Annotated in this window: 10 protein-coding genes; 1 reads left to right on the forward strand and 9 read right to left on the reverse strand. The window is 70.2% G+C overall.

All coding sequences use genetic code 11. The features are described from left to right. From HG543_RS44785 to HG543_RS44825, 9 genes are all read right to left on the reverse strand, one after another. Positions 1–2,427: ABC transporter permease (locus tag HG543_RS44785; RefSeq protein ID WP_169351087.1), on the reverse strand; the 2,427-nt coding region annotated here is incomplete at its 3' end. Between the two features lie 138 nt (positions 2,428–2,565). Further along, positions 2,566–2,931 carry a hypothetical protein gene (locus tag HG543_RS44790; RefSeq protein ID WP_169351088.1) on the reverse strand — a complete coding sequence of 122 codons (366 nt, stop codon included), beginning with the start codon at positions 2,929–2,931 and terminating at the stop codon, positions 2,566–2,568. Positions 2,932–3,196: 265 nt separating this feature from the next. After that, positions 3,197–4,117, reverse strand: coding sequence for a transporter (locus tag HG543_RS44795; RefSeq protein ID WP_169351089.1), 921 nt, complete (start codon positions 4,115–4,117; stop codon positions 3,197–3,199). Positions 4,118–4,160: 43 nt separating this feature from the next. Then, on the reverse strand, positions 4,161–5,249 hold the full coding sequence (locus tag HG543_RS44800; RefSeq protein ID WP_169351090.1) for a branched-chain amino acid ABC transporter permease: 1,089 nt from the start codon (positions 5,247–5,249) through the stop codon (positions 4,161–4,163). Between the two features lie 19 nt (positions 5,250–5,268). Next, positions 5,269–6,162: a branched-chain amino acid ABC transporter permease gene (locus tag HG543_RS44805; RefSeq protein ID WP_169351091.1), complete on the reverse strand. Its 894-nt coding sequence runs from the start codon at positions 6,160–6,162 to the stop codon at positions 5,269–5,271. Next, positions 6,159–7,979, reverse strand: coding sequence for an AMP-dependent synthetase/ligase (locus tag HG543_RS44810; RefSeq protein ID WP_169351092.1), 1,821 nt, complete (start codon positions 7,977–7,979; stop codon positions 6,159–6,161). The genes HG543_RS44805 and HG543_RS44810 overlap by 4 nt, the downstream gene beginning before the upstream one ends. Beyond that, positions 7,976–8,746, reverse strand: coding sequence for an ABC transporter ATP-binding protein (locus HG543_RS44815; RefSeq protein WP_169351093.1), 771 nt, complete (start codon positions 8,744–8,746; stop codon positions 7,976–7,978). The genes HG543_RS44810 and HG543_RS44815 overlap by 4 nt, the downstream gene beginning before the upstream one ends. Before the next feature lie 10 nt (positions 8,747–8,756). Continuing rightward, positions 8,757–9,563, reverse strand: coding sequence for an ABC transporter ATP-binding protein (locus tag HG543_RS44820; RefSeq protein WP_169351094.1), 807 nt, complete (start codon positions 9,561–9,563; stop codon positions 8,757–8,759). Further along, on the reverse strand, positions 9,560–10,849 hold the full coding sequence (locus HG543_RS44825) for an ABC transporter substrate-binding protein (RefSeq protein WP_169351095.1): 1,290 nt from the start codon (positions 10,847–10,849) through the stop codon (positions 9,560–9,562). Before HG543_RS44825 ends, HG543_RS44820 begins: the two co-directional genes overlap by 4 nt. Before the next feature lie 435 nt (positions 10,850–11,284). Between HG543_RS44825 and HG543_RS44830 the strand changes: the two genes are divergently transcribed. Then, the gene (locus tag HG543_RS44830; RefSeq protein ID WP_169351096.1) at positions 11,285–11,788 is read left to right on the forward strand and encodes an RNA polymerase sigma factor; all 504 of its coding nucleotides are present in this window, start codon (positions 11,285–11,287) and stop codon (positions 11,786–11,788) included. The last annotated feature ends 28 nt before the right edge of the window (positions 11,789–11,816 follow it).

Here is an 11,816-nt window from a genome sequence, read left to right on the forward strand (position 1 = left end):
CAGCAGCACCAGCGCCCCACCCCGCCCCACCACCTGCGCCAGCACGCGCGACGGGCGCAGGCCCAGGGCGATGCGGATGCCCAAATCCCTCTGCCGCCGGCGGACGAAGTGCGCGGTGACGCCGTACACGCCCACCGCGCCCAGCACCACCGCGAGCGCCGTGAGCAGCGTGAGCACCGACATCACCTGCCGCGCGGGGCCGATGGCATGCGCGAACACCGCGTCCAGCGTGGTGGCGCGATGCACCGCCACCGAGGGCGCCGCCTCCGCGAGCCGCTTGCGCGCCGCCTCCAGCAGCGCCGCGGGGTCCTGCCCCGGCTGCGCGCGCAGCACCAGCGTCTGCCGCGTCATCGTCATCACCGACACCTGCTCATGCAGCATGTAGCGCGCCGGGACGGCGCCGTCGGTGAGCCCCGCCTCGGCCACGTCCTCCACCACGCCGACGATGCGCTCCAGCCCCTCCAGCCCCGTGTTGATGCGCTGGCCCAGCGGGTTCTCCCCCGGGAAGTACTTCTTCGCGAGCGCCCGGTTGATGACCACCGCGCGCTCCGTGTCCGCCCGGTCCTGCGTGCTCAGGAAGCGGCCGTCCACCAGCTGGATGCCCACGGCCTCGAAGTACCCCGGCGACACCAGCCGCACGTAGGTGGACGAGGCGGGCAGGTCCGGCTTGCCCTCGATGGCCAGTCCCCAGTCCTCCCCCCGGCCGCGCAGCGGCAGCTTCTGCGTGACACCCACCGAGCGGACGCCGGGCAGCGTCGCCAGCGCCTGCTCCAGCTCGGCCAGCACCCGCGGCCGCGCCGCGCACTCGACGGTGGCCTCCATCACCACGTCCAGGATGGCCACGCGGCCGGTGTCCAGCCCCGAGTCGATGGCGCGCAGGTTCGCCACCGAGCGCACCAGCAGCGCGGCCCCCGCCGTCAGCAGCACCGCGAGCGCCACCTGCCCCACCACCAGCACGCCCTCCGTCCGCCCACCCCGCGCGCCAATGCCGCCCGTCCGCGCGCGCCCCAGCGCCCGCTGCGGGTCCGACCTGCGCAGCGAGCGCGCCGGCAGCCACGCCACGCCCATGGCCGCGACGAGCGCCAGCACCAGCGCCGCGAAGAACACGCCCCAGTCCAGCGCGCCTCGCGGGGCCAGCGGACCCAGCGGCAGCGCCTCGGTGAGCAGACGGAAGCCCTGCGCCGCGATGACGGAGCCGAGCCCCGCGGCGGCCAGCCCCAAGAGCAGCGCCTCCGCCAACAGCTGCTGCGTCATCCGCCGCCCATCCGCCCCGAGCGCCATGCGCACGGCCAGCTCGGTGGCGCGGCTGTCCACCTGCCCCAGCATCAGCGCGGCCACGTTGGCGCACGCGATGAGCAGCAGCACGCCCATGGCCACGAGCGTCGCCAGCAGCGGCGCCTGGAGCGGCCCGACCAGGTGCTCCCGCAGCGGCGTCACCGACGGAGAGCGGGACTTGTCCCAGGCCTCCGCGTACTGGAAGCGCTCCTTCATCCGCGCGGCGATGCGCTTCAGGGCCAGGTCCACGGCGGGGCCATCCATCCCCGGCCCGCGCCGCCCCACCAGCGCGTAGTTGCCGGAGCGGTCCTCCGGGTTCATCGGCTCCGTCACCCAGGCGCGCACCGTGGGGTCCGGGAACCAGAAGCCCTCCGGCATCACTCCCACCACCGTGTGCGGCCGGCCGTCGATGTCCACCGTGCTCCCCACCAGCGACGCCTGCCCACCCAGCTCCGCGTGGAGTCCGTGGCTGATGACCACGGCGGGCGCGGCGCCGGGGCGGTCCTCGCCCTCCTCGAAGGCACGGCCGAGCGCGGGGCGCACCCCGAGCACGTCGAAGAGGGTCGCGGTCGTCGAGACGGCCTGCACCAGGGTGAGGGGCGCGTCCGGCCCGCGCCGCAGCGGCGTCTCCTTGTCCCGGAACGCCGCGACGGCGCCGTAGCCGGACCAGTCTGGCGACAGGTGGACGTACTCCGCCTCGGACCAGTTGCCCGCGGACCAGAACAAATCCAGCCGCTCCTCGTTCGGGTACGGCAGCGGCGTCATCAGCAGCCCGCGCACCAGCCCGAAGGCCGCCGCCGTCCCGCCCACGCCCATGGCCAGGGTGAGCACCGCCAGCAGCGCGTACAGCGGACGCATGCGCAGCCGGCGCGCCGCGTACCGCAGGTCCATGATGAAGCTCTCCATCGGGGGGCCTCCAGGGCGTAGACGGCTGGAGGCCGGCTCGAAGCCGGTCCAACCGCGGGAGAGTGTCCGCCTCACCAGCGGCGGCACCGAGCCGAGCACCTGCCGCCACAGCCACGCGCGCGCGGCCCGGCCACCCTCCCGGGCCTCCCGGACGGCGAACTCGGCGGACAGCTCGGCAATCACCTCGTCCCGCTCGGCGTACGGCAGCCACGCGCGCAGCAGCGCCAGAGGCAGACGGGGGGCCACTGGGGGACCTCCACTCCTCGGGTTGGACCGCGGCACGCGCACCTCGTTCGCTGACTGGACCAGGTTACTACAATGTAGAATACGCGGTCCGCGCGGAACGATTGCGTGGGCGGTTCCTGGCCCGGTGCGTCAGCGGTGCTACCGCCCGGGAGCCGGCGCGAGCTCGAGGGGCTTCTGCTGCTTCTTGATCTCCTCCAGCAGCTCCGCCTGCTGCTTCCTGCGGGCCTCATCCATGGTCGGCGCGCTGCTGGAGAAGGTCGGCTGGAGCTTCCCCAGCTCCTTCTTCCGGGCCTCCCTGGCCATGATGCCCGCCACGTGCTCGGCGTAGCGCTCGTCGGAGGACTTCGCCGGGGCCTGGGCGGCGGCGGCAACGGCGGCCGCCTCGGCCTCCTTGCGCTCCTGGTGGTCCGAGTAGAGCTTCAGCCCGGCGCCACTCACGAGGACCAGGACGCCGACCACCATCAGCGCGCCCGAGAGGCCTCCGCGCGCCGGGGCCTCCGTCACGGCCGGGGCCTCCACCGGGGCGCTTCCGGGAGCAGCTCCATCGAAGCGGTAGCGGCAACCGATGCACCACTTCGCCTGCGTCGAACACTGCCTCCCACAGCTCGGGCACTGCATCTGCGTCTCCTGACACCTGAAAAGGATGTCCGGAAACAGTACGTCAAAACCGTAAATCTTCAATATGGGTGGACTTGGACCGCCCCCATCCCAGGATTGGGACGCCCCGGTCGGCGAACCCTCACGTCACCGGCCGGGGCGGGACAGCCGCTCAGAAGAAGGCGTGCACGAAGCGGGCGCCGACGAACTGGCCCTTGGCCACGCCCTCGGAGGCGGCGATGTCGGGCTGGAACTGGAGCATCAGCGTGGACGCCTTCTCCAGGCGGATGCCCATCGTCAGGCGCAGCGACTGCACCGTCTGCCGCGGGGACACCTCCACCTCACCCACGGGCGTGTCGAGGGTGCGCTTGCCGGCCGCGTCGATGTAGTACGCCGCGCCCGTGAAGAAGGTGGGCGACAGGTCCATGCCCAGCGCGAGGACGCCGCCGAGCGAGGGCGCCTGGCTCAGGTTGAGCTTCGCGACCTCCGTCCCGACGGGGGCGAGGAACTCATCGTTGTCCCCGTGGAAGCCCACGTTCGCCATGATCTCCGCCGTGAAGGCCTTCAGGAAGCGCTGGCCGAGGACGAGCTGCGGGCGCACCGTCCACCGGTTGCTGCCCACGTTCACGAAGCGGTTGCTGTCATAGCGGCCCGTGGGGAGGGTGACGTAGGGCGTGAGGGCCACCCACGTCTGCGTGCGCGTCTCCGCGTCCTGCACCCAGCCGTAGCCCACCGTGGGGATGTAGGTGATGTCACCCACGCCCGAGGCCCGGAGCGCCGTCTTGGGCGCGGCTGGCGACGCCGGGTTGGCCTGGAACACGGTGACGTCCACCACCGGCAGGCTCACGTCGAAGGGGACGACGACGAGCTCGCCGAACTTGAGCACGTACGTGGCGCGGAAGGCCGCCTGCATCTGGGAGAAGTCCCGCTGGTCGCTCGACGCGGACACGTGACGCAGGTACGTGTGCGCGATGATGCCCCGGTGCGGGACGTAGAAGCCCGCCTCGTAGTCCCGGAAGTCCGCCTGCTGGGCCTGGGCGCCGGTCGCCGACAGAAGTGACACGAACAGCACTGCGAGCAATGCGCGCTTCATGTTGGGTCTCCCTCCTCGAAATACGTCGTGAAAGGGCGGGCCTTCAGTAGCGGAAGGGCCACGCCTGGAAATACCGCCGCACCCGCAGCCACACGCCGAACAGCCCCATGGGCTCCAGCACCAGCACGAGCACCACGATGATGGACAGCAGCACCGTCGACTGCTGCGCGGAGGTGAGCTGGTTGATGAGCGGAATCGAGTGCCCCACCGTCTCCGCCAGCGGGCTCAGGAAGGTGAAGGCGAGCGCGCCGCTCACCGCGCCGAAGACGCTGCCCACCCCGCCCAGGACAATCATGGCGATGAACTGGATGGACAGGTTCAGGTCGAAGGGCGGCTCGACGGTGACGTACTGCTGCTGGAAGGCGAACATCGCCCCGGCGATGCCGGCGAGGAACGACGACACGCCGAAGGCCTGGAGCTTCGCCTGCGTAATCGCGACGCCGAGCACCTCGGCCGCGAGGTCCTGGTCCCTCACCGCCATCATCGCCCGGCCGCTGTTGGAGCGCTGGATGTTCTTCGTCAGCCACACCGTGGCGCCGGCCACGAGCAGGAAGATGAAGTAGAGCTTCCGCTCGAAGCCGAGGACGACGGACCCGAGCATCCATGTCTCCCCCACCGACGGAGCGCTGCCCGACTCACCGCGGAACCACCAGTACATGGGCACGGACGTGCCGCTCAGCCCGCCCGTCAATTCCGGGTACGCGAGCAGCACGTGCTGCGTGAGGAACACGAGCCCCAGCGTGACGATGGCGAGGTAGAGCCCCTTGAGCCTCAGCGCGAAGGCGCCGATGACCACGCCGACGAAGGCGGACACGCCGCCGGCCAGGGGGAGCGCCAGCCAGAAGGGCCAGCCCAGCTTCACGCCGAGCACGGCGACGGTGTACGCGCCCAGCGCGAGGAAGGCCGCGTGGCCCAGGCTCACCTGCCCCGCGAAGCCGGTGAGCACCATCAGCGCGGCGGCGCCGACGATGGCCACCAGCCCCAGGTTGCCGACGGTGAGCCAGCGCGTGCTGACAATCCAGGGGTAGCTCAGGGCGACGGCGAGCCCCAGCACCGCGCCGGCCTTGTGCCACAGGCCGGGCAGCAGCTTGAGGTCGTCCTCGTAGCGGGTCACCAATGGGCGGGTTGGCATGGTGTCGTCTCGCGGGAGTTCAGACCCGGCGAACCTCGTGCTCGCCCCAGAGGCCGCGCGGCCGGACGACCAGGAAGAGAATCATGGCCGCATAGGGGAAGACGGCGTGGAAGTTGTGCCCGAAGGCGCCCAGGTGCGGGTTGACGTACGCCTGGGACAGCACCTCCAGCAGCCCCAGCATGAACGCGGCCACCACCGCGCCCACCACCGACTCCAGCCCGCCGACGATGATGGCGGGGAAGGCGCGCAGCGCCACGTAGCCCAGGTTGGAGTCCACCGAGCGGGGGAACATCCCCAGGAAGATGCCGGCCACGGCGGCCGTCGCTCCGGCGAGGAACCACGTGAAGGCGAGCACCCGGCCCACGGGGATGCCCAGCGCCAGCGACACCTCCTGGCTCTCGCTCGCCGCGCGCATCGCCACCCCGAGCGGCGTTCGCTGCACGAGCGCGTGCAGGAGGACGAGCACCGCCGTCGTCGCGCCCAGTGACACCAGTGACGACAGCAGCACGGTGGCGTTACCGACCTGCACCTCCGCCATGGACTCCCAGGGCGTGGGCATGCCGCGCGTGTCCGTGCCGAAGGCGATGACGATGGCGGCGCGGAGCAGCAGCCCGAGGAACAGCGTGAGGATGATGGTGGTGAAGACGGGGCGGCCCACCATGCGCCGGAGCACCGTGCGCTCCAGGAGCGCGGCCAGCCCGCCGGTGAGGCACGCGGAGGCCAGGAGCGCCAGCCACCACGGCAGCACGTCCACCAGGGCCGTCATCAGGAACGCGCCCAGGCTGAGCAGCTCGCCGTGCGCGAAGTTGAAGAGGCGGGAGGCGCGGAACACCACGGAGAAGCCCAGCGCGATGAGCGCGTAGCTCGCCCCCAACGCCAGGCCCGAGATGCTCAACTGGAGCAGCTGCGTCATTCGCTTTTCCTCGCGTACATCGACTCGACCAGGTGGGAATGCAGCTCCAGCACGGCCTTGCGCCGGACCTTCAGGGACGCCGTCACCTCGCCCGCGTCCTGCGTCATCTCTCGCGCGAGGAGCCGGAAGGCGCGCACCTGTTCCACGCGGGCCAACCCCTCGTTGGCGCGGGCGACTTCCTCCTCGATGAGCTTGAGGACCTCGGGCTGCGTGGTGAGGTCCGTGTACGAGGTGAAGGCAATCCTCCGGCGCAGCGCCCAGTCGGACACCGTGTCCGCGTCAATCTGGATGAGCGCCGAGACGAACGGGCGCCGGTCGCCAATGGCCACCGCTTCCTTGATGTACGGGCTGTTCTTCAGCGTGTTCTGGATGCGCTCGGGGGACAGGTTCTTCCCGCCGGAGGTGATGAGGATTTCGCGCTTGCGGCCGGTGATGCGCAGGTAGCCCTCGGCGTCGATTTCACCGATGTCGCCGGTGTGCAGCCACCCGTCCTCGCCGCGCACCTCGGCGGTGGCGTCCGGCCGGTTGAGGTAGCCGAGGAAGACGTTGGAGCCGCGCACCAGCACCTCGCCGTCCTCCGCGAGACGGCACTCGACGCCCGGGACGGGGCGCCCCACGGTGCCCAGCTTCGTGGCGCCGGGCACGTTGACGTGGCTGGTGCCCGCGCTCTCCGTCTGGCCATAGCCCTCGTAGATGCGGATGCCCACGCTGTCGAACCACGTCAGCAGCTCCGGCGAGATGGGCGCCGCGCCGGAGATGGGGTAGCGGCAGCGGCGCAGGCCGAGCCTTTCTTGAAGGGGCCGGTAGACGAGCAAATCCCCCACGAACCACGCCAGCCCGTCCCACCAGCGCTTCTGGCCGTTGCGCTCGCGCTCGCGAATCCGGGCACCCAGCTTCGTGAAGGTGTTGAAGAGGGTGCGCTTGAGCCACGAGGCGTCGCGCATCTTCACCGTCACGCTGGCGTGCATCTTCTCCCAGATGCGCGGCACCCCCAGGAACACGGTGGGAGACACCTCCGCCACGTCCGTCTGCACCGTCTCCAGCGCCTCGCCGAAGTGGACCTTCCCGCCCACGGTGAGCGGCAGCAGGAGGCTGAACAGCTTCTCCGCCACGTGGCACAGGGGCAGGTACGAGACGACGCTGTCCTCGGGCGTCAGCCCCATCTGCGCCACGAAGGTGGACGAGCCCTGGAGCATGTTACGGCTGGACACCAGCGCGCCCTTGGGGTTGCCGGTGGTGCCGGAGGTGTAGATGACCATCGCCGCGTCATCCGGGCTGCGCTGGGCGAGCTGTTCGCGCAGCCACGCGGGCTCCCGCGCCGCCAGCGCCCGGCCCTCCTCCATGAAGCGCTCCCACGTGCGCAGCCGCGGGTCCTGCACGCCGCGCAGGCCGCGCGGCTCGATGACGATGACGTGCTCGACGGAGGGTGTCTCCGCGGCCACCGTGGCCACCTTGTCGTATTGCTCCTGGTCCTCGCAGATGACGACCTTGCAGCGGGCGTCGTTGAGGACGTACGCGACGTCGGGCGGCGGGTTCGTCTGGTAGACGCCCACAGTGCGCGCGCCCAGCACCTGGGTGCCCAGGTCCGCGAAGAGCCACTCCGGGCGGTTGTCGCTGATGATGGCGACCGAGTCGCCCGCGCGTACGCCCAGCTCCCACAGCATGCGGGCCACCTGGCCCACGTGCTCCAGGTACTCGCGGAAGGACATCTCCCGCCAGATGCCCAGGCGCTTCTCGCGGATGGCGACGGCGTTGGGGCGCTCCTCCGCGTGCTTCCACAGCTGCGCGGGGAGGGTCATGGGAAGGGCCGCGTTCATGCCGCCACCGTCCCGCCCACGTAGGCGCTCAGCACGCGGGTGTCGTTGCGCAGCGTGGACGGCGGTCCGTTGGCGATGACGCGGCCGCGGTCCAGCACCGTCACCTGCGTGGCCAGGTCCATGACGAAGCGCAGCTCATGGCCGATGAGGACCTGCGTCACGCCCAGCTCATGACGGAGGTCCATGAGGTAGTTGGCCATGTCCTCCGTCTCCTCCTGGTTGAGTCCGGCGGTGGGCTCGTCCAGCAGCAGCAGCTTGGGCTCCATGCACAGCGCCCGGCCCAGCTCCACCCGCTTGCGGATGCCGTAGGGCAGCACCGCCACGGGCATCCACCGGAAGTGCTCCAGGTTGAGGAAGTCGATGACCTCCTCCGCCTTCTCGCGGTGCCGCACCTCCTCCGCGCGCGCCGTGCGCGTCCAGAACAGGTTGCCCAAAAGCCCCGACGTGTAGCGCTGGTGGCGCCCGAGCAGCAGGTTCTCCAGCACGGTGAGGTGCTCGAACAGGGCGAGGTTCTGGAACATGCGCGCCACGCCCAGGCGGGCAATCTCCGTGGGCTCCACGCCCCGGAGTTCCTTGCCCTCCAGCCGCACCTGACCCTCCATGTGGCGATGGATGCCGCTGATGCAGTTGAAGAGGCTGCTCTTGCCGGCGCCATTGGGGCCGATGACGGCGTGCAGCGCGCCGGCCTCGATGGAGAAGGTGACGCCGTCCAGCGCCCGCACGCCGGAGAAGGAAAGGCCTACGTTGTCGAGCTCGAGCAGTGCCATGCCTCAACCCTCACGACAGCCAGCGACGCTTGCGGCGGTAGCGCTTCAGCTCGTGGTAGCCGCGCTGACCCTCGCGTCCGAAGCCCAGGTAGAACTCCTGTACGTCCGGGTCGTCCCGGAGCCGGTCCGCGGGGCCGTCGAGCACGACCTTCCCCGTCTCCAGCACGTAGCCGTAGGTGGCCAGCCGCAGCGCCACCATGGCGTTCTGCTCCACGAGGAGCACGGAGACGCCCTCGGCGCTGATGCGCTGAATCAGCTCCGACACCTCGCCCACCGCCTTCGGCGACAGCCCCAGGAAGGGCTCGTCCAAAAGCAGCACCTTGGGCCTGCGCATCAGCCCGCGGCAGATGGCGAGCAGCTGCTGCTCGCCGCCGGACAGGTACCCGGCCTTCTGCCGCCGCCGCTCCTTCAGCACCGGGAAGCGGGTGAAGGCGGACTCGACAAGCTCCGCGCGCGCCTGGGCGCCCATGCCGAAGCCGCCGGCCAGCAGGTTCTCCTCCACCGACAGCTCGCCGAGGATGCGGCGACCCTCGAGGATTTGAACCACGCCCTCGCGCACCCGCTCGTCGGCGGGCAGGCGCAGGAGGCTCTGGCCGGACATTTCAATCTTGCCCTTGGTGATGGTCCCGTCGTGCAAATCCAGCAGGCCGCTGATGGCGCGCAGCGCGGTGGACTTGCCGGCGCCGTTGGGGCCCAGCAGGGCCACCACGCCCTGCTGGGGAACCTCCAGGGAGATGCCCCGGAGCGCCCGCACCACCGAGTGGTAGACGACCTGCAGGTTCTGCACCTGCAAGAGGGGCGGACTGCTCGGGCTCATTCGGCGGCCTTGGCGGCGCCGGCGTCCAGCGCCTTGGGCTTCGTGTAGTCGGACACGACCTTCCAGGTGCCCTGGTCCATGACGGGCTTGAGCACGCGCACGGAGACGGCCGTCTGGTACGGGAAGCGCGACAGGTCGATGGGCTCCGCGGCCATGCCGCCCGCGGTGGTGGAGGTGATGCCCTTGAGCGCCTTGAGGTAGCCGGCGCGGGTGACGTCCTTCGACTCCAGGGCCTTCTTGAGCGCCTCCACCTGGACGCGGCCCTGGACGTAGGACGACAGCGTGTAGAAGTCCTTCGGCACGTCCTGGTACTGGCCGTGGAGCGTGACGAAGTCCTTCATGCCCGGGACGTTGTCGCCCCAATAGGTGAGCCCGGTGACCCAGTAGAAGTTCGTGAAGACGGGGGGCGGGATGACCTTCGGGTCGAAGAAGCGGTCCACCCAGGTGGCCGTCTGGCCAATCCAGGTGGGCATGTACTTGAGCTGCGCGGCGGTGCCGAGGATGGGGCCGGACGCGCTGGGCAGCACGGTGAGCAGCACGTAGTTGGCGCCGGACTGCTGGAGCGCGGTGACGATGGCGGCGAAGTCCTTCTGGCCCGGGGCCACCGTCTGCTGCGCCACGACGGTGACGCCCTGGTGCTTCGCGGCCTCCGTCCAGCCCTCGATGCCGTCCTTCCCGTAGTCATCGCCCTGGTAGACGATGGCGGCCTTCACCTTGTCCGCGCCGCCCGCGTGCTCGACGGCCCAGTCCAGGGCGCGCATGGCCTCCATCTTGTAGGAGGCGCCGATGGGCGGCGTGAACTGGTTGCGCGCCATCTCCGAGGACTGCGACGCGGGGAAGGCCACCATGTTGTCCGCCGCCAGCTTGTCGCGCAGGGGCAGCGTGTTGGGGGTGCCGAAGCTGGTGCCCAGGAAGAGCACCTGGTCGTGGATGTCGCTGTACGCCTGCACCGCGTTCTGCGGGTTGTAGGCGTGGTCCCGCTCGACGAGCTCCAGCTTCCAGCCGTCCGGCAGCAGGCCGCTGTTGCCGGCGTTCACCTGGCGCACCAGCAGCCGCTTGCCCGCGGCGAATGGCTTGCCAATGGCCGCGCCCGGGCCGCTCTCGTCGTTGAGCGCGCCGATGTAGACGACCTTCTTCTCCAGGTCGACGCCCTTGTCTGCCTTGATGTCCGATACAGGCTGAGACTGCGATTGCGAGCCTTCAGACTTCGGCGCCGCGGGTTCTTCCTTCTTGCACGCCGTCAGACCGAGAGCTGCCGCCAGCAGACCGCCAAGAAGCCGTCGCATTCGCACCCTCCCCGTTGGAATTGTGGCGGCACATTAGACACAGACGTGTGAGCTTGAGAAGTAATCCCTCTCGAATTATTTGACTGCATTTCGCTGAGCGGAATTGGCCCGTGATTTCATTGTCTATGTTTCGCAGAGCGGAACTTCCGAGGGACTCCGGGCCCTGGAGAGCAATGACACGCCGCACAATGGATTTCACTGAAACCCGGTTGCAACAGAACAACTGGAAATAACGCCGCCGGAACCCATTCCCGAAGTGACTGTTCCCCCGGGGCGGGTTGCCCGATGCTGTGGGGCCGTGTCGGAGTTCCGTCCCGGCCGTGCTGAAAAAAGGGGGTTCCCATTTTCCGGCGGTCGGGCGGTCTTCTTCCCTGAAGGAGCACACCGCTGTGAGCCACACCGCCTGGAAGGCCCCACCTGGAGGAGGCACGCGCCATGGATGACGCGTGGCTGGCCGAGCTCTACGAGCGCTACGGCTTCCTCGTCCACCGGCGCTGCATGCAGCTGGTCCGCCGGCCCGAGGACGCCGAGGACGCGCTCCAGGAGACGTTCCTCCGGGTGAAGCGCTACGGGCCGCCGAAGGACGGCGGGGCCACGCTGGCGTGGCTCTACACGGTGGCGGCGCACTGCTGCTTCGACCTGATGGAGAAGCGCGGCCGGGAGCCGGTGGCCGAGGAGTCGCAGCTGGCGGCCCTGGAGGAGCACGGCGGCGGGTCCACGGAGGACGCGGACCGGCGCGCGCTGCTCGGCGCCGCGCTGCGCACCCTGGATGGCAAGACGCGCACCATCGGCGTGCTCCACTACCTGGACGGCTACACGCAGGACGAGGTGGCCGCCCAGACGGGCTTCTCGCGCAAGACGGTGGGCAAGAAGCTCAAGACGTTCGAGGACCGCATCCGCCAGCTCTTCGCCGGACGAAGCAACGAGGCACGACGATGACCCCCCTGCCCCCCTCCCCCCGTGGGCC

Source organism: Pyxidicoccus fallax (assembly GCF_012933655.1).
Lineage (GTDB): Bacteria > Myxococcota > Myxococcia > Myxococcales > Myxococcaceae > Myxococcus > Myxococcus fallax.

What these genes read in the sequence shown, in the direction of transcription:
- HG543_RS44830 (WP_169351096.1), top strand. Translation starts at nt 11,285, where the DNA reads ATGGATGACGCGTGGCTGGCCGAGCTCTACGAGCGCTACGGCTTCCTC.
- HG543_RS44795 (WP_169351089.1), bottom strand. Translation starts at nt 4,117, where the DNA reads ATGAAGCGCGCATTGCTCGCAGTGCTGTTCGTGTCACTTCTGTCGGCG.
- HG543_RS44815 (WP_169351093.1), bottom strand. Translation starts at nt 8,746, where the DNA reads ATGGCACTGCTCGAGCTCGACAACGTAGGCCTTTCCTTCTCCGGCGTG.
- HG543_RS44805 (WP_169351091.1), bottom strand. Translation starts at nt 6,162, where the DNA reads ATGACGCAGCTGCTCCAGTTGAGCATCTCGGGCCTGGCGTTGGGGGCG.
- HG543_RS44825 (WP_169351095.1), bottom strand. Translation starts at nt 10,849, where the DNA reads ATGCGACGGCTTCTTGGCGGTCTGCTGGCGGCAGCTCTCGGTCTGACG.
- HG543_RS44800 (WP_169351090.1), bottom strand. Translation starts at nt 5,249, where the DNA reads ATGCCAACCCGCCCATTGGTGACCCGCTACGAGGACGACCTCAAGCTG.
- HG543_RS44810 (WP_169351092.1), bottom strand. Translation starts at nt 7,979, where the DNA reads ATGAACGCGGCCCTTCCCATGACCCTCCCCGCGCAGCTGTGGAAGCAC.
- HG543_RS44820 (WP_169351094.1), bottom strand. Translation starts at nt 9,563, where the DNA reads ATGAGCCCGAGCAGTCCGCCCCTCTTGCAGGTGCAGAACCTGCAGGTC.